The organism is Ramlibacter sp. (assembly GCF_035627355.1).
Classification (GTDB): Bacteria; Pseudomonadota; Gammaproteobacteria; order Burkholderiales; family Burkholderiaceae_C; genus Ramlibacter.
On record NZ_DASPLW010000010.1, the window covers coordinates 72869 to 93292 of the forward strand.

Here is a 20424-nt window from a genome sequence, read left to right on the forward strand (position 1 = left end):
CCCAAGGAGCTGTTGCCATGACCTCTTCCCCCACCACCCTCGCGGCCGGTGCATCGACCCCGGCGCCGGCGCCCAGCCGCCGCGTCGTGGATGCCCCCACCCGCATGTTCCACTGGCTGTTCGCGCTCAGCTTCGCCGGCGCCTGGCTGACCGGCGACGGCGAGCGCTGGCGCGCCCTGCACGTGGTGCTCGGCTACACGATGGCGGGCCTGCTGGCGTTCCGCATCGTCTACGGCCTGGTGGGACCGCGCCACGCCCGCTTGAGCCTGACCTGGCGCCGGCTCGCGGCCGCGCCGCAGTGGCTGCGATCGGCGGTCGCGACGCGGCTGGCCGGCGCCAACTGGCGGCAGGGGCAGAACCTGCTGGGCCCGCTGGCGATCGTGCTGATGCTGGCGCTGGTGCCGCCGCTCGTCCTGAGCGGCTATGCCACGGACCACGAGTGGGCCGACGGCGAATGGCTGGAGGAGATCCACGAGTTCTTCGCCAACACGATGCTGACGGTGGTGTTCGCGCACCTGGCGCTGCTCGCCCTGCTGAGCCTGCTGCGGCGCCAGAACCAGGCGCTGCCCATGCTGACCGGGCGCCTGCCGGGACGCGGCCCCGACCTGGCGAAGAAGAACCGCGCCGGCCTCGCGCTGCTGCTGCTGGCGGCCGTGCTGGCCTATGGCAGCTGGGAGTGGCAGCAGGCGCCCAACGGGCTGCTGCCGTCCAAGGCATGGCGCGGCGACGAGCATCGCCAGCGCCGCCATGGTGGCGAGGATGACGGCGAACGGGTGCGCGCGCCGGTGCGGCCGGCCCCGGTTCGGTCGATACTCGTGTGATGCCGATAGCCTCCTCGCCCGACCGCGCATGAAGCCCGCACGCCTCTGGGCGTGCGTGGGCCTGGTGCCCGCCGTCGTCCTCGGCCGCAGTCAGCGCGGCCTGTCCACCCACCCGGTGCTGCGGGTGCAGCGCCGCGCCAGCGGCGGCGGTGCGGTGCTGACCGGACCCTGGATGCTGGAAGCGATGCTGCGGCTGCCGCGCCCGCATCCGGTGGCGGCCAAGGGTCCGGCCGAAGCGGCGCGCTGGTTCGGCCAGCTGCACCTGGACTGGCTGCGCGAGCAGGGCATCGAGGGCGCCGTGCTGCACGAAGGCCGGACCACCTCGCATTGGTCCTGCTTCGCCGGCCTCGGCCCGGGCGAGGTGCTGGTGCAGGGTCGCAAGCTGGCCGGCATCGCCCAGACCTGGCGCCGCCAGAACATCTACCTGTCCTCGGGCACCCTGCTGTTCGCGCCGCCCTGGGAGCAGCTGTGCGAGGTGCTGGGCCGCCCCGCGGACGACGCGGCCGAACTGCGCGCCCAGGCCACCTCCGCGCAGGAATGCCTGGGCCGCGAAGTCCTTGCGTCCGATTGGCTGCGCACGTTGCGCGAGAAACTGGGATCGGCCGCCGATGTCGCGCCGGCCGCTATCACCAGTCCACCAGGCTCAGCCCCACGCTGAAGGTCGTGCGCCGGCGGTTGTAGTCCAGCAGGCTGTCGCCGTAGCCGGAGAACAGCTGCGTGTGCAGCTGCAGGCCGCTGGACGAGCCGGTGCCCTTGTCGGCCAACGCACGGAACCACTCGACCCGGATCGAACCGCGGCCTGGCCGCTGCAGCGAATGGCGGGCCGTGACCGACCACAGGTTGTCGGCATCGGCCGACCAGATCGCCTGCAGTTCGGCGCGGCCCAGCCAGTCGCTGACGGCGGGGTTGTCGTCGGTGCCGCCTTCGGCCGCGCGGCGCCAGATCCGCCCGTGCAACTGCAGCGCGCCGTTCTCCGCGCCGGCCATCAGGTAGGTGCGGTTCCAGCTGCGCGACAGCGGCAGCGACTGGCCGTTGGACTGGTGCGCCGCGCCCACGCCGGCATAGCGCAGGCGCCACTGCCCCGGCAGCGCCGACTGCACCGGCGCCACGTACATGATCTCCGGCTCGTGGTCGGTGTTGCGGAAGGGCCGCGACAGGCCGGGCGTGAACAGCTGCCAGTACGACTGCTGGGTGTAGCCCAGCCAGAGCGAATCCGTCTCGTCCTCGTCGTGCACCAGCAGGCCCTTGGCAATCTTGGTGCGCACCGACAGCTGCAGCCGCAGCTCGGTGTTGCGGTAGTCCACCTCGGTCGTTGCGGTGTTGAGCGGGTTGTCGGAGGTCGGGCGGCGGTTCACGCTGTCGGAGGTGACCACGTCGATGCTGATCGGCCGGTAGCCGCGCAGGCCGAAGGTGCCGCAATCGGCACCGGGCTCCAGCTCCCAGAAGCGCGACATCGACGAATAGCGGGGATCGCGGCAGCCTTCCAGCCGGGTCAGGCGCAGGCCGATGCGGGTGCCGGGCGCCGATCGCACCGGCGGCTCGGGCGGCGCTTCGGCCGCGGCGGCCGCTGCCGGTGCCGTCGGCCCGGGTGCGGCCGGATCGGACGCAGGCGGGGCGTTGGTGGTGGCGCTGGCGCCGGTCTGGCCGCGCGACCAGCCGTCGAAACAGGCCAGGCGCGCCGCGGGATCGGCTACTGCGGTGCAGGCTTGCCAGTCTTGCGGGGAAGTGGGTTGCGCCTGCGCCGCCAGCGACGCGAACACGAGGCCGGCGGCCCCGCGCGTGAGGAAAACAGGCATCGGGCGATGCTAGCCGCAAGCCGGCCGCCATCCCGCCGCGAACCGCCGCGCTTGCGTATCAAGGCGCTACAGCCTTGCGCATCGTGGCAGCCGGCCGCGAGGGCCACCGCCGGCGCCGCTCAGGCGCGATCGACCACCGCGTCGCTGATCCAGATCACTGGCTTGGCGTCCGTGTAGTTCGAAATGTCGCCCATGATTTCCGCGGCATGCGGCGCGAGGGCGGCCTGCAGCTGCTCCGCGGAGTCGGCGAAGACGCTGCAGGCGGCCGCGAACGGCGGCGGCGCGCCCGGCGCCCCGCCGGCCAGCCCGCGATCCACCGTGTAGCCCCGGCAGGCCTCGCCCAGGAGCGCGGCCACCATCGGCATGTGCTTGTCGCGGTAGTAGGCGTGGTCGAAACGCATACCCTCGGAATACGGATACAGCACGTTGAACTTGATCATGGCGGCTCCTGCTGCGTGGCTGGCGGCCAGCATACTGCCGCCGTCGGACCCGCCAGGCGGGACATTCCGGCTACCGCTTGCGCAGCACGAAGCTCCGCGCCGCGTCCTCGTCCCGCGGCAGCCAGGTGCCGCGGATCTCGCGCCCGCACGAGCCCTCGACCACCTCGCCCAGCCAGGTGGCGTCGATGCGCCGGCCGTCGGCGGATTCCTCCAGCGTGAGCGCGCCATCCTCGATGTCCGCGGCCACCAGCCCGCGCTCGCCGTTGCGGTTGATGCCGCCGCGCAGGCTCTGGGCGTACTCCGGGTGGCGCTCCAGCAGCAGCGTGGCGCCCTGCGCCAGGCCGTCGAATTCGGCGTGCCAGAGCCCGAGCAGGTCGGCCTGCGTGACGTCGACCGGCTGCGGGCAGGGCTCCGCACCCGCGACTGCGGACGCGCCGGCCAGCAGCAGGCCCGCCAGCAGCGCCTTCATGGCGTGCCCGCCGCAGCGGCTGCTGCGCTGGCCGCGCTCTTGCGCGCGAACTCGGCGCGCAGCGCCTTGAGCTTCTCGCGCGGGTCTTCCTTCACCGTGGCCGTGTCCAGCGCCATTTCGGCGATGAAACGGCTCGGCTGCGCGGCGACCACTTCGCGGCCCTTCTTGCGCCGCTTGGTCCAGCTCACCGCCAGCGAGCGCTGGGCGCGCGTGATGCCCACGTACATCAGGCGGCGTTCCTCCTGCAGCCGCTGCACGAGGCTCTCGCTCATGGGTCCGTCGGCACGGCCGCTCGGGTTGTCGTCGTCGCCCAGCTTGAAGGGCAGCAGGCCCTCCACGCAGCCGACCAGCATCACGTGCGGCCACTCCAGGCCCTTGGCGGCGTGCAGCGTGGACAGCGTCACCACGTCCTGGTCTTGCTCGCGCTCGGACAGGGTGGACAGCAGGGAGATGGTCTGCGCGACCTCCAGCAGGCTTTTCTTCTCGCCGGCCAGCGCGACACCGGCCGTGTCGTCGATCTCGCCGCCGCAGCGCCCGGCCATCCAGTCGCAGAACTCCAGCACGTTGGTCCAGCGTGCGGCGGCGAGCTTCTCGCTGTCCTCGCTGTCGTACAGGTGCTTCTCGTAGCCGATGTCCTTCAGCCAGTCGGCGAGGAAGGCCTTGGCATCCTCGGCGCCCAGGGTGTGGCGGGCGCGGTACTCGAGGTCGTTCACGTAGCGCCCGAACTCGTGCAGGCTGCCCACCGCCTTGGTCGGCAGCACCGAGCCGAGCGAGGAGGAGAACAGGGCCTCGAACAGCGACAACTTGTACTTGCTCGCGAACACGCCCAGGTTCGCGAGCGTGGTGTGGCCTATGCCGCGCTTGGGCGTGGTGACGGCGCGCAGGAAGGCCGGGTCGTCGTCGTTGTTCACCCAGAGCCGCAGCCAGGCGCACAGGTCGCGGATCTCGGCGCGGTCGAAGAAGCTCTGGCCGCCCGAGACCTTGTAGGGGATCTGCGCCTTGCGCAGCGCCTGCTCGAAGATTCGGGCCTGGTGGTTGGCCCGGTACAGCACGGCGAAGTCCTTCCAGTCCTTGCCCAGCCCGTTGGCGCGGATCGACTGGATGCGGGCGACGACGCGCTCGGCCTCGTGCTCCTCGTTGTCGCAGTCCACCACCCGCACCGGCTCGCCCTCGCCCAGCTCGGAGAACAGCGTCTTGGGGAACAGCTTGGGGTTGGGCTGGATGACGTTGTTGGCGGCGCGCAGGATGGCGCCGGTGGATCGGTAGTTCTGCTCCAGCTTGACCACCTTCAGCTGCGGCCAGTCCTGCGGCAGGCGCTTGAGGTTGTCCAGCGTGGCGCCGCGCCAGCCGTAGATCGACTGGTCGTCGTCGCCCACCGCGGTGAAGCGCCCGCGCTCGCCCACCAGCAGCTTGAGCAGCTCGTACTGGGTGGCGTTGGTGTCCTGGTACTCGTCGACCAGCACGTGGCCCAGGTGCTGCTGCCATTTGGCGCGGACCTCGGCGTGGTCGCGCAGCAGCTTGAGCGGCAACCCGATCAGGTCGTCGAAGTCCACGCCCTGGTAGGCGGTGAGCCGCTCCTGGTAGCGCGCCATGATGCGCGCGGTCACTTTCTCGTGGTCGTCCTTGGCCTGCGCCTCGGCCTGGGCCGCGTCCAGGCCCATGTTCTTCCACAGGCTGATCGCCCACTGCCACTGGCGCGCGGTGGCGGCGTCGCTGGTGCCGCCCGCGTCCTTCAGGATGGCGGTGACGTCGTCGGTGTCCAGGATGGAGAACTGCGGCTTGAGCCCCAGCACCGCGCCGTCCTGCCGCAGCAGCCGCACGCCCAGCGCGTGGAAGGTGCAGATCACCACTTCCCTGGCGTCGCGCCCGATCAGCCCCCTGGCGCGCTCGCGCATCTCGGCGGCGGCCTTGTTGGTGAAGGTGATGGCCAGGATGCGGCGCGCTTCCACGCCCGACTGGATCAACCGCGCGACCTTGTGCGTGATCACGCGCGTCTTGCCGGAGCCGGCCCCGGCCAGCACCAGGCAGGGCCCGTGCATGTAGTTGACTGCTTCCTGCTGGGCGAGGTTGAGGCCGGACATTCGGGGGAGGTACTGCGGGCGCCGTGCGGCGCGAAGGGAAAGCGGGGCATCATAAGCGCCGGCCCCGGACGCCCGGCGGCAAAAAGACCGCACCGGGTTGCACGGACAATACGCCGCGTGCTCGACGTCCTGAGGGTCACCTTCCCGTTCTTCGCCCTGGTGCTGTGCGGCTACCTGGCCGCGCGCTGGCGCCTGCTGCCGCTGGAGGCGATCGGCGGGCTCAATGCCTTCGTCCTGTACTTCGCGCTGCCGGCCATGCTGTACGAGTTCGGCGCCGGCACGCCCCTGGGCCAGATGCTGGACCCGGTGGCCTTCACGGTCTACCTGGCCTGCGCGCTGCTGATGGTGGCCGGCACCGTGAGATTCAGCCTGAACGAGCGGATCCGGTGGAACGACGCCGCCTTCGGCGCGCTGGTGGCGGCCTTCCCCAACACGGGCTTCATGGGCGTGCCGCTGCTGGTCGCGCTGCTGGGCGCGACGGCGGCCGGCCCGGCCATCCTGACCATCCTGATCGACCTGGTGATCACCAGCTCGCTGTGCATCGCGCTGTCGCGGCTGGACGGGGCCGACGAACACGGCGCGTCTGCTGCCGCACGCAAGGCCCTGCGCGGGATGGCGCTGAACCCGATGCCCTGGTCGATCGCGCTGGGCGCGCTGTCCTCGGGCCTGGGCGTGCGGCCGATCCAGCCGGTGATGGCCACCATCTCGCTGCTGGCCGCCGCCGCCTCGCCGGTCGCGCTGTTCACCATCGGCTCGGTGCTGGCGCGCTCGCAGATCGTCGCGGCCGCGGCGGAGCATGGCCCGATGCCGGCGCGCGACTTCGTGCCGGTCGCGGTGGCCAAGCTGCTGGTGCACCCGCTGCTGGTGCTGGCGGCCGGCCAGGCCGCCATCGCGCTGGGCCTGCCGCTGGACCGCTTCACGCTGTCGGTGATGGTGCTGGTGGCCGCCCTGCCCAGCGCCAGCAACGTGTCCCTGCTGGCCGAACGCTTCGAGGCCGACAACGGCCGCATCGCCCGCATCATCCTGCTGACGACGGCGGCGGCGTTCCTCACCTTCTCGGCGGCCGTGGCGTTGGTGGGGCCGCGGGGGTGAAATTCGCCATCCTCCGCGCATGCGGAGGAGCCAGGCAACGCGAAGCGCCTCGTCTGCGAAAGAACAGCAGAAGGCGGGATTCGCGGCTCCTCCCACTGCTCTGTGGGAATCGTTCGCATCGACCAGGTGCTCATACCGTGCTCGCACCCGCAGAGCGTTTCTCGCGGCGGGCGGTGCCGGGCGGGGCTGATTTGTGGGGCGCCGCGAAATGGCTCCGGACTGGGGCAGCGCGCCGCAGGCGCGCGACCGTGCTCTGACTGGCGGCATCTGTTTGAGCAGCGCGACGAAGGAGCGCAGCGAGTTATGCCGCCCGCCCCAGGCCGGAGACATTTCGCGGGAAGCCCCTGCAAGCGCCAGCGCGCAGGGGCCGCTCCACCATGAAGCACCGTCCGGCGCCGCCCGCCGCGCCCCCCGGCCTCGACTCGGCAGCCTTCGATGCGCGCGCCTTGCGCGCTGCCGGATGCGGGAGCCCTGGATCCCCGCCTTCGCGGGGATGACATGCGAATTCAAACCACCGCTGCGACCCGTTGGTCCCCAGACAGCGGTGCGGAATCCCCTAAGCCCGTTGCCGCCGGTCGAAACTGCGCTGCTCCGGCCAGCGCGGCGGCTCGCGCAGGCGGCGGCGTTCGGCGCGCCACCATTTGCGCCGCTCGTTCAGGCGCTCGAAGGGGAACAGGCCGCCGAAGGCGACCGAGGACAGGTTGTTGAGCGAGCGCCGCGCCTCCAGCACGAAGGCCTGCACCACCTGGCGCTCGCTGACCTCGCGGCCTTCCTCGATGCGGTACAGCGCGTGGATCACGTACAGGCCCAGCAGCGCCGAGATCCCGAACAGGAACTCCCAGTGAGCGAAGCTGAAGATGCCGAGCTCCTTCCACTGCCCCGGCGACTGCCAGCGCACCACGGCCGACAGCTCGCTGGTCTGGAAGGCCTGGGCCAGCGCACCGGCCAGCACGGGCGCGAGGCCGCCGGCCACCGCCGAGGCGAGGCCGATCGCGGCCAGGTAGGCCGTGCCTTCACCTTGCGGCGCGAGCTTCAGGCCCAGGTTGCCGGTGGCGAGCGCGATGCCGCCGGTGGCGATGCCCATCACCAGGTGGATGGCATAGAGCACGCCCAGCTGCCATTGCGCCTTGTCCAGCGCATCGACGAACACCAGCGCCAGCACGCAGGCGAAGTGCACCGGCAGCACCACCGCCAGCACGCCCTTGTTGGACAGCCGGTCCGACAGCCGGCCCCAGAGATACAGGGTCAGCGCGTTGCCGACCTGGCTGGTCACCCACAGGCTGGTCACCGTCCCGATCGCGTAGCCGCGCTGCTCGATCAGGTAGACGGTCAGGAAGGGCGCCGCGAAATTGGACGCGATGGTCCATGCCGACAGGAACACCAGCAGGCGGCGGAAGTTGGGATCGCGGAACGGCCGGCGCAGGCGCTCCCAGGCGCGGCCCGGCGGCGCGCCGGACGGCATGGCCGGCTCCGGCGCGCGCCCCAGGTGCCAGGAACTGATGAAGCCGGCGATGCCGGCGATCGCGAACGCCGCTGCGTAGGCGTACTTCGGGTTGCCGAACGGTGCGCTGTCCACCAGCTGGCCGGCCGCCAGCGTGCCGACGCAGGCCAGCGCGGTCCCGAAGAAGAGGCGCCGCGAGAAGAAGTTGCCCAGCCGCTCGTGCGGGATCAGCTGGTGCAGCCAGGAGTTGATCGCGCAGCCGCCGACCGCATTGAAGGTGGAGATCAGCACCTGGGCCGCGATCAGCGACAGCAGCACCGGCCCGTGGGGCGGCATCAGCGGCAGCAGCGCCATCGCCAGCACCACCACCCGCGCCGCGGTGATCGACAGCACGCCGATGCGCCGGCGCAGCCGCACCTTCTCGATCAGCAGCGTGGCCGGCAGCTGCGAGGCCTGCGTGAGGAAGGGGATGGCCGCGAGTAGGCCGACTTGCAGCGGCGTGGCGCCCAGGGTCAGCGCGAAGGCGACCAGGATCACGCCGCCGGAGAACGCGCCGCACAGGCTGGCCCAGGCCAGGTCCTGCACCAGCGCGCGCTGGCCGGACTCGAGCTGCTCCGGCGTGATGTGGGAGACGGGGCGCAGCATCGGTCAGCGGGCGCCCCCTGCGCCCGCGACGCGCCGGGACGCCCGCGTCAGCCTAGGCCGTGCAGGCGCGCCGCGCCGTCGCCGTGCAGCGCCTTCAGCAGGTTGCGGCCGCGCTGCTCCGTCTCGGGGTCGGGCAGGTCCAGCATCTCGCGCACCTCGGGCAGGGGCTCCAGGCAGGGGCCGAGCGCCGTCTCCAGCGCGTTCAGGCTGACGGTCTCCAGCTCCGGCGAGCCGCTGCGCGCCAGGTGGTCTTTGAGGTCGCGCACCACGCGGTGCAGGAAGAGCTTGGTCGTTTCGGGCACCAGCAGGTCGCCGTTCATCTGCTCCTGGGCTCGGGGAAGATAGGACATCGCACGCACTCCACAAGTTGGAGCCAGTGTGCGGCGCGCCCCGCGGGCCCGCTGTCAGCGACCGGCCTACCCCCATGTGCGAGCGCCGCCTCTCAGGCCGACAGCCATTGCTGCATCGTGCGAAAGACGGCATCGCTTGAAAGCAAGCCCATGTGGTCCACGCCCTGCGCGACCCAGCGGTGTTCGTCGGCCAGCGGCAGGGTTCCGTGCGGACCCGGTTCACGACCCAGGGCACTGGCCACGGACACCAGTCCGTCGCTGCTGCCGTCACCGATCGCGCCGGCCACGGCGTAGGTGCGCAGCGTGGGCGGCAGGCCGGCCGCACTGTCGGCGGGCGCACTCGTCCCGGTGCGCGAATCGACCGCCAGCACGTTGCCGTGGATCACGTCGTCCATGCCGGCGCTGCGGTGCCGCGCCAGGCGCCCCAGCGGCAGCAGTGCCGCGGCGCGGCCGGCGCCGAGGCGGGCCAGCCAGGCGAGCACCTGCTGCGGCTCGGCGCCGCCGTGCGGCGTGCCGAGGAAGACCGCATGGCCGACGCGGGCCGGCCAGGTCATGCCGGTGCGGCCGGCGTGGTGCAGCGCGCTGCGCAGCACCAGTCCACCCATCCCGTGTCCGAGCAGCACCACGTCCTGCAGGGGCTCTGGCCAGTGCGACAGCAGTGCCTGCAGTTCGGCCGCCAGCTCGCGCCCGAGCGCGGCCACCGGCCGGCCGGTGTTGTATTGCGCATGGACCGGGGTGGTTTTGAGGGCCTCGGCCAGTGCGCGGGCCTGGCCGTGGCCGTGGCGGTTCCAGTGCAGGTCGTCGAGGCCGAAATCGTGCGCCAGCACCAGCACGCGCGACGTGGCCGTGCCGGCCGGTCGCTGCAGCCGGGTGGCGATCGCCAGCGGGTTGTCGGTGCGGTGCAGGTGCTCGCCGGCCAGCGCATTGAGGACGGCGAGCACCGCTTCGCGCGTGGGCGAGGGCTCGGCCGGCGCCCGCTCCCGCGGCGGATCCGCCAGCGAGGCCTGCACGGAGGCGAGCACCAGGTCCATGGCACCGCCGGCCAGGCCCGCCGTGCCGCGCAGCCCGTGGTAGAAGGCCGCGCCCCAGCCGGTGGTGGGCCGCAGGATGCGCGTGCCGCGCACCGGCGGGTCGATGCGGGCCATGCGGTCGTGCGCGGCCTCGACGCGGTCTATGCCCAGCCGCACGCCGTCCATCGCCAGCCGCACGCCGCCGCGCAGGTCGCGCACCGCGGCCGCCGCGTGGCGCGGCCATGCGTCGTTGGCTGGCGATGTGGGGCTGGCCATGGCTGTCCTCCCGGTCCCGTGCTGCAGGCATCCTAGGAGGGGATGTCCGCACGGCGCGTAGGAGGAGGGTGACAAATCGGCCTGCCGGCCCCGGGCCGTGCGCCGAGGCACGGCCGCACATCCCCCGCCGCCGCGTTCCTACACCCCGGCCCAGGTCCCGCTGCCCAGAATGGCTCCAGGACTTGCGGCCCGCGGCCGCGCTCCGCTTCTCATCATTTTTTTCAAGCATCGGGAGTTTCGACATGTTCAAGACCACACTGACCGCCGCGCTCGTGACCACGGCCGCCCTGGGACTGGCCGCCTGCGACGTGCAGAAGACCGACGAGGGCAACGTCGCCCTGCCCAAGTACGACGTGGACAAGACGCAGGAAGCCAAGGTGGACCTGCCGAAGTACGACGTGCGCAAGACCGAGGAGGGCAACGTCCAGCTGCCCAAGGTGGACGTGCAGAAGACCCAGGAAGGCAAGATGGACCTGCCCAACTACAACGTGAAGACGCCCGACGTGGATGTCGGCACCACGCAGAAGCAGGTCACGGTGCCGGACGTGGACGTGAACGCCGAGAAGAAGACCATCGAGGTGCCCAAGGTCACGGTCAACACGCCGGACGACAAGGAGCAGCAGGCCAAGGCGGGCGAGAAGCAGTAAGAGTACGCGGCGTTCCTACCAGGCGTCGACCGGCCGCCGCACCTTCGTGGCGGCCGGCGTCGATGCCAGCGCACGCGCGAGCCAGTCGCGCGTGCGCGCCGGGTCGATCACGGCATCGATCTCCAGCGTCTGCGCCATGCGCAGCGCCTGCCCGTTCTCGTAATGGCGCGCCAGCAGCTGCTGGTACAACGCCTCGCGCTGCGGCCCTTCGGGCTGCGCTTCCAGTTCCTTGCGGTAACCCAGCTTCACCGCCCCTTCCAGTCCCATGCCGCCGAACTCGCCGGTCGGCCAGGCGATCGTGAACTCGGGGCAGTGGAAGCCGCCGGCGGCCATCGCCATCGCACCCAGCCCATAGCCCTTGCGCAGCACCACGGCGAAGAAGGGCACTGCCAGGTGCGACGCGGCGACGAACATGCGGCTGACGTGCCGCACCTGCGCTTGCCGCTCGATCTCGGGTCCCACCATGAAGCCGGGCGTGTCGACCAGGCTGAGCATCGGCAGCCCGTGCGCGTTGCACAGCTGCATGAAGCGCGCCGCCTTGTCCGCCGCATCGGCGTCGATCGCGCCGCCCAGGTGCGCCGGGTTGCTGGCCATCCAGCCGAGCGGACGGCCCTCGATGCGCGCCAGACCGGTGTGGATGCCCACGCCGAAGCCCGCGCGCAACTCCAGCACCGAGCCCTTGTCGGCGATGCCGTGCAGCGCCGCGCGCGTGTCGTAGGCGCGCAGCCGGTTCTCCGGCACCACCTGGCGCAGCACCAGGGTGTCGGGCGCTTCCCACTCGGGGATCGCGCCCTGGAAGTACGAGAGGTACTGCCGCGCCGCCTGCACCGCCTGCGCCTCGTCGTCGACCAGCAGGTCCAGCACGCCGTTGCGGTACTGGTCCTCGGCCGGCCCGATCGCCTCCGGCGGGAAGCGGCCCAGCCCGCCGCCCTCCACCATCGCCGGCCCGCCCATGCCGATGTTGGCGCCGCGGGTGGCGATCACCAGGTCGCAGCAGCCCAGCAGGGCGGCGTTGCCGGCGAAGCAGCGGCCGGCCGCGATGGCGATGGTCGGCACCTCGCCGTTCAGGCGCGCGAAGCGGGCGAAGGTGGGCACGTGCAGGCCCGCCACGATGGCCAGGTCGGTGTCGCCGGGCCGGCCGCCGCCGCCCTCGGCGAACAGCACCACCGGCCAGCGGTGGCGCAGCGCCAGCTCCAGCAGCCGGTCGGTCTTCTGGTGGTTGCGGAAACCCTGGGTGCCGGCCAGCACGGTGGCGTCGTAGGCCATCACCACGTTGCGTGCGCGCTGCGGCCCGAACCACCGGCCATTGACGCTGCCGACGCCGGTGACCATGCCGTCGGCCGGCGTGTTGCGCTGCAGGTCGTCCTCGCTGCGTCGGCTGCTTTGCGCGGCCACGGCCAGCGCGCCGTATTCGTCGAAGCTGCCGGCGTCGCACAGGTCGGCGATGTTCTCGCGCGCGGTGCGCAGGCCCGCCGCATGCCGGCGCGCCACTGCTTCGGGCCGGCTCTCGTCCAGCGTCAGCGCATGGCGATCGATCACGCGCTGCAGGTCGGGCCGGATCGCGGCGGCATCGGGGCCGCTGCGGTGCGCGTCGGTGCGCTCGTCGTGCGGGTGCTCGCCCGCGTGCGGCTCGGCGGTCCAGAGCACGTCGCCGGCATTGACGGTCTCGCCGGGCGCGAACAGCAGCTCGCGCACGCGCAGCGTGGCCGGCGAGCGCAGCTCGTGCTCCATTTTCATGGCTTCCAGCACCAGCACGACCTCGCCCTCGCGCGCCACCGCGCCGGGCTCGACCAGCCATTGCACGACCTGGGCCTGCAGGGGTGCGCGCAGCGCCGTCATCGGCCGCTCAGTCGACGTCGCTGGCGCGGATCACCAGCACCGGCGCGGTCGCGAGGCGGATGATCTGCTCGGCCCCGCTGCCCAGCAGCAGGCGGCCCATGCCGCGCCGGCCATGGGTGCCGACCACGATCAGGTCGGCCTGCCACTCCTGCGCGCAGTGCGCGATCGATTCGCCGAGGCGGCGCGCGTTGTGCTCCAGCAGCCGGGTCTCGACCTCGACACCCGCCTCGCGGGCGCGCTGGGCGGCTTCCTGCAGCGACTTCTCGCCGGCTTCGCGCGCCACCGTGATGAGCTGGCCCGAGTAGTCCATGCCGGCGACGAAGGCCAGTTCCTCCACCGCGTGCACCGCCAGCAGCCGGCCGCCCGAGGCGCGGGCGAACTCGATGGCGGTGGCCAGCGCCTGCAGTGCGGTGGCGCTGCCGTCGACGGGAACGAGGATGCGTTGGTAGTTGGGCATGGGGAACCTCCTGCAAAGCGGACGAGCCGCGGCTCCGAGCATATCGGCCGCGCGGCGCCCCTGCCGTCGCCGGCCGGACGCTCAGGCCGGCCGCACCTGCACCTGGGCGCGCAGCCGCGCGATGTCCTCCGGCTGCGCCAGCCGGGTGCCGCCACCCAGCAGCGCGGCGCTGCCGGCCGCCATGGCGGTGGCGAGTGCATCGGTGAGGTCGCTGGAGCGCTCCAGCGCGGCCACCAGGCCGGCCAGGAAGCTGTCGCCCGCGCCCACCGTGCCGGCCACGTCCACCGCCAGCCCCGGCGCGCGCAGCGCCTGCTCGCGCGTGACCAGCAGCGCGCCTTGCGCGCCCAGCGAGACGGCGATGATCTCGGCCTGCCCGCGGGCGATCAGGGCGCGGGCCGCGCGCAGCCAGTCCGCTTCGCCGGCCAGCGGTTCGCCGGCCAGGGCGCGCAATTCCGACAGGCTGGGCTTGGCCAGCGTCAGCCCGGCCTCGAACGCGGCCGGCAGCGCGGGCCCCGAGGTGTCCACCGCCAGCCGGCTGCCCAGGCGCCGCGCCACCGCCGCGAGTTCCTGCTGGAACGCCAGCGGCACGCCCGGCGCCAGGCTGCCGCTGGCGACGATCCAGCGCGGCGCCGGCGAGAAGGCGGCCAGCGCGTCGAGGCACGCGCGCCAGTCGCGCTCCGCCAGCTCGGGCCCCGGCAGCACGAAGCGGTACTCGCGCCCGGTCGCGGTCTCGTTGACGGTGAAGCTCTCGCGCGTCTCTCCGGCGATGCCTATGCAGTGCACCGGCACGCCTTCGGCCGCCACCAGCGCGCGCAGCCGGTCGCCGGTCGGGCCGCCGCAGGGGAACACGGCGCTCACGTCGGCGCCGAGCCGGCGCAGCACGCGCGCCACGTTGATGCCGCCGCCGCCCGGGTCGAAGCGCGGCTGCGCGCAGCGCAGCTTGTGCGCATCGACCACGCGCTCGGTGCGGGTGGAGAGGTCGAGCGCGGGGTTCAGCGTGAGCGTCACGATGGCGGCCATGCGCGGATTGTCGTGCGCGCCGGCACGCCGCTGCGGGTCAGGTCACGGTGATCTTGCGGGCGGCGGCCGGGGCCTTCTTGGGCAGCTGCAGGCTCAGCACGCCATCGGCGTACTTCGCCTCCACCTTGCTGTCGTCGATGTCGTTGGCCAGGCTGAAGCTGCGCGAGAGGCTGCCGTAGTAGCGCTCGCTGCGCAGCACCTTGTCGCCCTCGCCCCGGGTCTCCTTCTCGCTCTTGCACTCGGCATCGATGCGCACCACGTTGCCGTCCACCCGCACGTGGATGTCCTCCTTGCGCACGCCCGGCAGGTCGGCCTTGACCTGGTAGGCCTGGTCGTTCTCGTTGACGTCGATGCGCATGCGCAGCGGCTGGTTGTCATCGGGGTGCATGGGCGCGAAGAAGCGGCGGAAGGCCGAGTCGAAGGGATCGCTGAATGCCGGATCCAGCACGCGCAGGTTGCTCATGGTGGTTGCTCCTTGGCTTGTCGGTGAACACGCCGGCACCCGCCGGCGCCGCCCCGATGCTTCTGCCGCTGTCCTTCGCGGTCCAGCCAGCCCGGTCTGCATCGCGCGTAGGCCAGGCCTTGCGCCGAGCTGGCGCGGCAGGCGCCCGCGCGACAATCCGTCGATGCCCGAGTTCGTGCCCCTGGTCGACACCCTGCGCGGCGGCACGCTGGAGTGCCGGCACTTCGGTGCCGTGGCGGTCTGCGACGCCCGCGGCCGGGTGCTGGCGCACGCAGGCGATCCGCACTGGCTGAGCTTCACGCGCTCCACCCTCAAGCCCTTCCAGGCCCTGCCCTTCGTGCAGGCCGGCGGTCCGGCGCACTTCGGCTTCGGCGAACGGCAGCTGGCCCTGCTGTGCGCCAGCCACAGTGGCGAGCCCATGCACGTGCAGGTGGTGCAGGGCATGCTGGCCAGCGCGGGCCTGGAGCACCGGGTGCTGCAGTGCGGCTGCCACGTGCCGATCTACGTCGGCGATGGCGTCGGGCCCGCACCCGAACAGGTCGACGAGCGCCACCACAACTGCAGCGGCAAGCACGCCGGCTTCCTGGCCTGGTGCGTGCAGCAGGGCCACCCGCTGGACAGCTACCTCGACCCCGGCCACCCGCTGCAGCAGGCCGTGCGGCACGCGGTGGCCCGCGTGGCCGGGCTGCCGGCGGAGCAGATGAGGAGTGGCACGGACGGCTGCTCGGCGCCCAACTACGCGCTGCCGCTGTCCAGCCTCGCGCGCGCCTACGCGCGGCTGGCCAGTGGCGACGCGGACGGTGAGTTCGGCGCCAGCTTCGGGCCGCTGGCGCAAGCCATGCGGGCCCATCCGGAACTGGTGTCCGGCACCGGGCGGAGCGACCTGGCCTTCATGCAGGCCGGCCGCGGCGACTGGGTGAGCAAGGGCGGTGCCGACGGCGTGCAGGCGATCGCCAGCATCAGCCGCGGCGAGGCCATCGCGGTGAAGGTGACCGACGGCAGCAAGCTGGCGGTGACGGCCGCGACCGTGGCCGCCATGGACCAGCTCGGCTGGCTGGACGAGCGCCAGCGCGAGCAGCTGCGGCCCTGGCTGGCCGAGGTGGTCCGCAGCGTGCGCGGCGCGCCGGTCGGCGAGCGGCGCGCGGTTTTCCGCCTGCAGCGCGGCGGCTGATCCGCCCGCCGCTCAGGCGTCGACGATCACCTCGAATCCGCCGTAGATGAGCCGCTTGCCGTCGAACGGCATCGGGTTGGTCTCCGGCTGCAACCGGGGATCCTCCATGGCCCGCTTCATGCCCTCGTCCCGCACGGCACGGGACGGCCACGTGATCCAGGAGAAGACCACGGTCTCGTCGTCCTTGCGCTGGACGGCCATGGGGAACGAAGTCAGCTTGCCCTCGGGCACGTCGTCGCCCCAGCACTCGACCACGGCCAGGGCCCCGTTCTCCTTGAACACGGCGGCCGCGGCCTGCGCGTGGCGCCGGTAGGTCTCCCGGTCCGCGGTCGGGACCGCGAGCACGAATCCATCCACGTAGTTCATCCGGACTCTCCTTCGATGGGCGGGGCGGCACAGAGCGCCCCGCAAGGACATGACGAAGGAGAGTAGGCGGAATCGACATCCGCCGCTCGCCGCGCGTGGCGCGTGGCGCGTGGCGCGGCCGGGAGGACTTCAGGCGGCCGCGGCGTTCGCCTGCGCAGCCTCGTCGCTGCGCTGCTGCCACCACAGCACGCCCAGCGCGCCGGCCACCATGCCGATCACCGCCAGCAGCGAGCCGGCCGACAGCAGGGCGGCGCCGGTGATGCCATTGCCGACCGAGCAGCCCAGCGCGGTGACGCCGCCGAAGCCCATCAGCACGCCGGCGACGACGTTGGTGAGCAGTTCGCGCGGCGTGCGCGGCGTCTCCAGCCGCCAGTCGCCGCGCCAGCGCGCGCTCAGGTGGCTGCCCAGCACCATGCCGGCCACCAGCATCACGCCGAAGGTGGCGACCGTGTTGCGGTCGGTCCACAGGGTCAGCAGGTCCAGGCTGTGGGCCAGCGGCGCCACGAACGACAGCCCTTCCGGCCGCCGACCCTGGGTGCCCAGCCAGGCGGCATCCAGCGTCTCGGGGTGCTCGGCCACGAAGCCCACGCGGCCGGTGAGCCAGAAGGCCACGGCCACCAGCAGGCCCACGCCGGCGCCGCCGACCCAGGCGCCTGGCTCCAGCCGGCCGCGCATGCGCAGGGCCACCCCGCCGACGGCCAGCGCCAGCAGCACGGCGAAGCCGGCCCGCACCGCGGTCGCCGACACGCCCAGGGCGGCGCCGACCAGGGAGCCCAGGTCCTGCGGCCCCGACAGCGTGACCGACAGGCTGTCGAACAGGGCGGTGCGCGGCACGGCCAGGATGCCGCGGATGGTCATGATGGAAACGACCGCCACCACCGCCAGCGTAATCCACGCGTTCAGGTCGCCCTGGCCGGCCTTGACCAGGCAGCGCTGCGGGCAGCCGGGGGCCAGCATCATGCCGACGCCGAACAGCAGGCCGCCGGCCAGCGCCGAGAACCAGGTCAGGCGCTCGCTCCAGGCCAGCGCGCGCGTGGCGTCGAAGGCGCCGGCGGCGATCATCGCCTGCAGCAGCACGGCGCCGACGGCCACCGCCAGCAGCCAGGCGAACAGGCGCGAGGGGCCGCGGAAGGTCACCCAGTCGGCGATGCCGCCGCGCACGCAGAAGCGCGTGGCCTGCGCCACGGCGCCGAAGGCCATGCCCAGCGGCAGCGCCCCCCAGACCACCAGCCGGGTCAGGAGCGTGAGGGTCTCGGGCGTGACTTCCATGGGGAGGGGCGGGCAGGGGTGGGCGGCGATGATAAACAACGCGACCGGAGGCTGCTGGCCGGGGCGCCAATGCCCTGCTGCTGCCGCTACGGCGCAGGGCCAGGCCCAGCGGTGCGGCGACCGCTTCGTCCGCGCCCGCGGCAGGGCTACGTGGTTGCCGCAGGAGGCCGCGGCGGCAAGCGCGGATAATCCGGGGTGGCCTCCGCATCGGAGGCCCGTCCGTGCGGCCCCGCCGCCCACGTGCGATCCCCCGCGATCGCGCGAGAACAACCAAGCCCATCCATGCTCGAGTTCCTGACCCCCGCGTTCTGGATCGCCGTCGGCCAGATCATCCTCATCGACATCCTGCTGGGCGGCGACAACGCGGTGGTGATCGCGCTGGCCTGCCGCGGGCTGCCCAAGCAGCAGCGCAAGCTGGGCATCATCTACGGGACCGCAGGGGCCATCGTCCTGCGCGTCATCCTGATCGCCTTCGCGCTGGCCCTGCTGGCCATTCCCTACCTGAAGGTCGTGGGCGGCCTGCTGCTGGTGTGGATCGGGGTCAAGCTGCTGCTGCCGCCGGAGGAGGACGACGAGCACGCCAACATCGCCTCCAGCGACAAGCTGTGGAGCGCGGTGAAGACCGTGATCGTGGCCGACCTGGTGATGAGCGTGGACAACGTGCTGGCCATCGCCGGCGCCGCCGAGAACGCCGGCCAGCACCAGATCTTCCTGGTGATCTTCGGCCTGATCGTCAGCATCCCGATCATCGTGGCGGGCAGCCAGCTGGTGCTCAAGCTGATGGACCGCTTCCCGATCATCATCACCCTGGGCGGCATGCTGCTGGGCTGGATCGCGGGCCACATGATCTTCACCGACCCGGCGCTGCACGAGCACCTGCCCGACTCCAAGGCCTGGGAGTACGGCTTCGCCATCGCCGGCGCGCTGCTGGTGCTGGCCCTGGGCAAGGGACTGGCCGCGCGCCGCCCGGCCGGGTCGGAAGCGGCCTGAGCACCGCGCGGCGGCGTCACCTGCCGCGCCGCCGCAGCAGGTACACCGCCACGCCGGCCACCATGCCGGCCACCAGTGCCTTCTTCATGAGCCCGGTGCGGTTGTGGCGCCATTCCGCCGGCCCGCCCATCTCGCGATAGAGGTTGGGCAGGTGGCCGTGCGCCAGGTCGTCCAGCAGCCCCTCGCCCACGTTCACCCGGTCGGCCGCCAGCAGCACCAGCCAGTGGCGCAGGTCGTTCTCGCTGTAGCGGAACGCCAGCCGCCGCAGCAGGCCCGACAGGCCGCGCGGCGGCGTGCTGGTGCCGTAGATCGGCGTCAGCCCGGGCCGTTCGTTGGAGTGCAGGACGACGATGCCGTGGCGGTTGCGCTGGGCCGCCGGCGACTGCCAGTGCACGTTGTCCAGCCGCGGTGGCGTGCGTTCCTTCGGGTAGGCCGGCCGGTCGGCCGGGTCCAGGTCGGCGCCCCAGCCGGGCACGTGGCGGCCGTCCTGACGGCGCGTCTCGGGGTCGGTGGCTTCGGTGTAGGTCACGTCGGTCATGGCCGCTCCTTCAGTGCACCGGGACGCCCGGGGGGATCAGCACCGTCTTGATGCAGTGGTCCAGCTTGCTGGAGAACAGGTGGTAGGCGTCGGCCACCTCCTCCAGCGGGATGCGGTGGCTGATGATCTCGCTGGGCCGCACCCGGCCGGCGCGGATGTGCTCGACCAGCCGCGGCAGGTGGCGCTTGACGCTGGCCTGGTTGGCCCGGATCGTCAGCCCCTTGTTGACCACGTTGCCGATCGGCACGAAGTTGAAGGTCGGGCCGTACACGCCGACGATGGACACGGTGCCGCCCTTGCGCACCGAGTTGATCGCCCAGTGCAGCGCGGTGGCGGAGCCGGCCTGCGTCTTCAGGCGCACCCCGGTCAGCCGCTGCAGGGCGCTGCCGGCCGCCTCGGCGCCCACCGCGTCGATGCACACGTCGGCGCCCAGCCAGTCGGTCATGCGCTTGAGGTGGATCGCCATGTCGTCCACGTAGCGGAAGTCCACCACCTCGGCATGCGCGAAGCGGCGGGCGAAGTCCAGCCGGTATTCGACGTGATCCACCACGATCACCCGGCCAGCGCCCAGCAGCCAGGCCGACTTGGCCGCCATCAGGCCCACCGGCCCGGCGCCGAACACCACCACCGTGTCGCCTTCGCCGATGTCGCCCATCTCCGCGGCCTGGTAGCCGGTGGGGAACACGTCGGTCAGCAGCACCGCGTCGTCCAGCGCGATGTCCTCCGGGATCACGGTCGGGCCGACGTCGGCCATGGGCACGCGCACGTACTGCGCCTGCCCGCCGTCGTAGCCGCCCGCGGTGTGCGAGTAGCCATAGACGCCGCCCACGGTGGTGGAGCCGGGGTTGGTGTTGTGGCAGTTGCCGTACAGCTCCTTGCGGCAGTAGTAGCAGGTGCCGCAGAAGATGTTGAACGGCACCAGCACGGGGTCGCCCTTCTTCAGGTTGCGCACTTCCGGACCGATCTCTTCGACGATGCCGGTGAACTCGTGGCCGAAGGTCATGCCCACCCGCGTGTCCGGCACCAGGCCGTGGTACAGGTGCAGGTCCGAACCGCAGATGCAGGATCGCGTGACGCGCACGATCGCGTCCTGCGGGTGCTCGATCTCGGGCTCGGGCTTGTGCGACACGCGCACGCGGTAGGGACCGCGGTAGTTCATGGCCAGCATGGGGTTCCTTTCATGGGTCTCCCCCAGCGGGCAAGTCCCGTGCCGCGCAATTGCCCCACGGCTGCCGCCATCGGC

At 72.3% G+C, this 20424-nt stretch carries 20 protein-coding genes and 1 pseudogene; 6 read left to right on the top strand and 15 right to left on the bottom strand.

Annotated elements, in window-relative coordinates:
* The first annotated feature begins 17 nt into the window (after positions 1-17).
* The gene (locus VEC03_RS03945) at positions 18-821 is read left to right on the top strand and encodes a cytochrome b/b6 domain-containing protein (RefSeq protein WP_324912842.1); all 804 of its coding nucleotides are present in this window, start codon (positions 18-20) and stop codon (positions 819-821) included.
* Between the two features lie 28 nt (positions 822-849).
* Positions 850-1479: a lipoyl protein ligase domain-containing protein gene (locus VEC03_RS03950; protein WP_324912843.1), complete on the top strand. Its 630-nt coding sequence runs from the start codon at positions 850-852 to the stop codon at positions 1477-1479.
* On the opposite strand, the gene VEC03_RS03955 is transcribed toward VEC03_RS03950, so the two are convergent.
* The 4 genes from VEC03_RS03955 to VEC03_RS03970 form a co-directional block, all read right to left on the bottom strand.
* Entirely contained in the window at positions 1448-2617 is a 1170-nt protein-coding gene (locus tag VEC03_RS03955; protein WP_324912846.1) for a phospholipase A, read from the bottom strand. The genes VEC03_RS03950 and VEC03_RS03955 overlap by 32 nt on opposite strands.
* Before the next feature lie 119 nt (positions 2618-2736).
* Entirely contained in the window at positions 2737-3057 is a 321-nt protein-coding gene (locus VEC03_RS03960; protein WP_324912847.1) for an EthD family reductase, read from the bottom strand.
* 70 nt (positions 3058-3127) lie between these two features.
* Positions 3128-3526 (bottom strand): hypothetical protein, encoded by a 399-nt coding sequence (locus tag VEC03_RS03965; RefSeq protein ID WP_324912848.1) that lies wholly within the window; start codon positions 3524-3526, stop codon positions 3128-3130.
* Positions 3523-5607, bottom strand: coding sequence for an ATP-dependent helicase (locus VEC03_RS03970; RefSeq protein ID WP_324912850.1), 2085 nt, complete (start codon positions 5605-5607; stop codon positions 3523-3525). Before VEC03_RS03970 ends, VEC03_RS03965 begins: the two co-directional genes overlap by 4 nt.
* A gap of 117 nt (positions 5608-5724) precedes the next feature.
* Between VEC03_RS03970 and VEC03_RS03975 the strand changes: the two genes are divergently transcribed.
* Positions 5725-6699, top strand: coding sequence for an AEC family transporter (locus VEC03_RS03975; RefSeq protein ID WP_324912851.1), 975 nt, complete (start codon positions 5725-5727; stop codon positions 6697-6699).
* A 556-nt stretch (positions 6700-7255) separates the two neighbouring features.
* Here VEC03_RS03975 and VEC03_RS03980 read toward each other — a convergent pair.
* The 3 genes from VEC03_RS03980 to VEC03_RS03990 all read right to left on the bottom strand — a co-directional run bounded on the left by VEC03_RS03980 (position 7256) and on the right by VEC03_RS03990 (position 10421).
* Positions 7256-8785 carry an MFS transporter gene (locus VEC03_RS03980; protein WP_324912852.1) on the bottom strand — a complete coding sequence of 510 codons (1530 nt, stop codon included), beginning with the start codon at positions 8783-8785 and terminating at the stop codon, positions 7256-7258.
* 47 nt (positions 8786-8832) lie between these two features.
* The gene (locus VEC03_RS03985) at positions 8833-9135 is read right to left on the bottom strand and encodes a hypothetical protein (protein WP_324912854.1); all 303 of its coding nucleotides are present in this window, start codon (positions 9133-9135) and stop codon (positions 8833-8835) included.
* A 92-nt stretch (positions 9136-9227) separates the two neighbouring features.
* Entirely contained in the window at positions 9228-10421 is a 1194-nt protein-coding gene (locus tag VEC03_RS03990) for an alpha/beta hydrolase (RefSeq protein WP_324912855.1), read from the bottom strand.
* A gap of 242 nt (positions 10422-10663) precedes the next feature.
* Here VEC03_RS03990 and VEC03_RS03995 point away from each other — a divergent pair, with 242 nt between their 5' ends.
* Positions 10664-11068 (top strand): hypothetical protein, encoded by a 405-nt coding sequence (locus tag VEC03_RS03995; RefSeq protein WP_324912856.1) that lies wholly within the window; start codon positions 10664-10666, stop codon positions 11066-11068.
* A gap of 15 nt (positions 11069-11083) precedes the next feature.
* On the opposite strand, the pseudogene VEC03_RS04000 reads toward VEC03_RS03995, so the two are convergent.
* The 4 genes and pseudogenes from VEC03_RS04000 to VEC03_RS04015 form a co-directional block, all read right to left on the bottom strand.
* Positions 11084-12910, bottom strand: a pseudogene (locus VEC03_RS04000) (carboxyl transferase domain-containing protein); the annotation flags it as partial.
* 4 nt (positions 12911-12914) lie between these two features.
* The gene (locus VEC03_RS04005) at positions 12915-13364 is read right to left on the bottom strand and encodes a universal stress protein (RefSeq protein ID WP_324912858.1); all 450 of its coding nucleotides are present in this window, start codon (positions 13362-13364) and stop codon (positions 12915-12917) included.
* Between the two features lie 81 nt (positions 13365-13445).
* Entirely contained in the window at positions 13446-14384 is a 939-nt protein-coding gene (locus tag VEC03_RS04010) for a 1-phosphofructokinase family hexose kinase (protein ID WP_324912859.1), read from the bottom strand.
* A 37-nt stretch (positions 14385-14421) separates the two neighbouring features.
* On the bottom strand, positions 14422-14847 hold the full coding sequence (locus tag VEC03_RS04015) for an Hsp20/alpha crystallin family protein (protein WP_324912860.1): 426 nt from the start codon (positions 14845-14847) through the stop codon (positions 14422-14424).
* Positions 14848-15010: 163 nt separating this feature from the next.
* On the opposite strand from VEC03_RS04015, the gene VEC03_RS04020 reads away from it, so the two are divergent.
* Positions 15011-16018, top strand: a complete 1008-nt coding sequence (locus tag VEC03_RS04020) for an asparaginase (RefSeq protein ID WP_324912862.1) — start codon at positions 15011-15013, stop codon at positions 16016-16018.
* Positions 16019-16030: 12 nt separating this feature from the next.
* On the opposite strand, the gene VEC03_RS04025 is transcribed toward VEC03_RS04020, so the two are convergent.
* Both VEC03_RS04025 and VEC03_RS04030 read right to left on the bottom strand, forming a co-directional pair.
* Positions 16031-16384: a DUF1428 domain-containing protein gene (locus VEC03_RS04025; protein ID WP_324912863.1), complete on the bottom strand. Its 354-nt coding sequence runs from the start codon at positions 16382-16384 to the stop codon at positions 16031-16033.
* Between the two features lie 129 nt (positions 16385-16513).
* The gene (locus VEC03_RS04030) at positions 16514-17653 is read right to left on the bottom strand and encodes a YeeE/YedE family protein (protein ID WP_324912865.1); all 1140 of its coding nucleotides are present in this window, start codon (positions 17651-17653) and stop codon (positions 16514-16516) included.
* A 282-nt stretch (positions 17654-17935) separates the two neighbouring features.
* Between VEC03_RS04030 and VEC03_RS04035 the strand changes: the two genes are divergently transcribed.
* Positions 17936-18643 (top strand): TerC family protein, encoded by a 708-nt coding sequence (locus tag VEC03_RS04035; protein ID WP_324912866.1) that lies wholly within the window; start codon positions 17936-17938, stop codon positions 18641-18643.
* Between the two features lie 16 nt (positions 18644-18659).
* Here the strand turns inward: VEC03_RS04035 and VEC03_RS04040 are convergent, their stop codons facing one another.
* Both VEC03_RS04040 and VEC03_RS04045 read right to left on the bottom strand, forming a co-directional pair.
* A complete protein-coding gene (locus VEC03_RS04040; protein ID WP_324912867.1) occupies positions 18660-19181 on the bottom strand; it encodes a hypothetical protein in 522 nt (173 codons plus the stop codon).
* A 10-nt stretch (positions 19182-19191) separates the two neighbouring features.
* Positions 19192-20349, bottom strand: coding sequence for a zinc-dependent alcohol dehydrogenase (locus VEC03_RS04045; protein WP_324912869.1), 1158 nt, complete (start codon positions 20347-20349; stop codon positions 19192-19194).
* Between the last annotated feature and the right edge of the window lie 75 nt (positions 20350-20424).

Coding starts and splice junctions, on each gene's coding strand:
- VEC03_RS03945 (WP_324912842.1), top strand. CDS start 18: ATGACCTCTTCCCCCACCACCCTCGCGGCCGGTGCATCGACCCCGGCG.
- VEC03_RS03950 (WP_324912843.1), top strand. CDS start 850: ATGAAGCCCGCACGCCTCTGGGCGTGCGTGGGCCTGGTGCCCGCCGTC.
- VEC03_RS03955 (WP_324912846.1), bottom strand. CDS start 2,617: ATGCCTGTTTTCCTCACGCGCGGGGCCGCCGGCCTCGTGTTCGCGTCG.
- VEC03_RS03960 (WP_324912847.1), bottom strand. CDS start 3,057: ATGATCAAGTTCAACGTGCTGTATCCGTATTCCGAGGGTATGCGTTTC.
- VEC03_RS03965 (WP_324912848.1), bottom strand. CDS start 3,526: ATGAAGGCGCTGCTGGCGGGCCTGCTGCTGGCCGGCGCGTCCGCAGTC.
- VEC03_RS03970 (WP_324912850.1), bottom strand. CDS start 5,607: ATGTCCGGCCTCAACCTCGCCCAGCAGGAAGCAGTCAACTACATGCAC.
- VEC03_RS03980 (WP_324912852.1), bottom strand. CDS start 8,785: ATGCTGCGCCCCGTCTCCCACATCACGCCGGAGCAGCTCGAGTCCGGC.
- VEC03_RS03985 (WP_324912854.1), bottom strand. CDS start 9,135: ATGTCCTATCTTCCCCGAGCCCAGGAGCAGATGAACGGCGACCTGCTG.
- VEC03_RS03990 (WP_324912855.1), bottom strand. CDS start 10,421: ATGGCCAGCCCCACATCGCCAGCCAACGACGCATGGCCGCGCCACGCG.
- VEC03_RS03995 (WP_324912856.1), top strand. CDS start 10,664: ATGTTCAAGACCACACTGACCGCCGCGCTCGTGACCACGGCCGCCCTG.
- VEC03_RS04005 (WP_324912858.1), bottom strand. CDS start 13,364: ATGCCCAACTACCAACGCATCCTCGTTCCCGTCGACGGCAGCGCCACC.
- VEC03_RS04010 (WP_324912859.1), bottom strand. CDS start 14,384: ATGGCCGCCATCGTGACGCTCACGCTGAACCCCGCGCTCGACCTCTCC.
- VEC03_RS04015 (WP_324912860.1), bottom strand. CDS start 14,847: ATGAGCAACCTGCGCGTGCTGGATCCGGCATTCAGCGATCCCTTCGAC.
- VEC03_RS04020 (WP_324912862.1), top strand. CDS start 15,011: ATGCCCGAGTTCGTGCCCCTGGTCGACACCCTGCGCGGCGGCACGCTG.
- VEC03_RS04025 (WP_324912863.1), bottom strand. CDS start 16,384: ATGAACTACGTGGATGGATTCGTGCTCGCGGTCCCGACCGCGGACCGG.
- VEC03_RS04030 (WP_324912865.1), bottom strand. CDS start 17,653: ATGGAAGTCACGCCCGAGACCCTCACGCTCCTGACCCGGCTGGTGGTC.
- VEC03_RS04035 (WP_324912866.1), top strand. CDS start 17,936: ATGCTCGAGTTCCTGACCCCCGCGTTCTGGATCGCCGTCGGCCAGATC.
- VEC03_RS04040 (WP_324912867.1), bottom strand. CDS start 19,181: ATGACCGACGTGACCTACACCGAAGCCACCGACCCCGAGACGCGCCGT.
- VEC03_RS04045 (WP_324912869.1), bottom strand. CDS start 20,349: ATGCTGGCCATGAACTACCGCGGTCCCTACCGCGTGCGCGTGTCGCAC.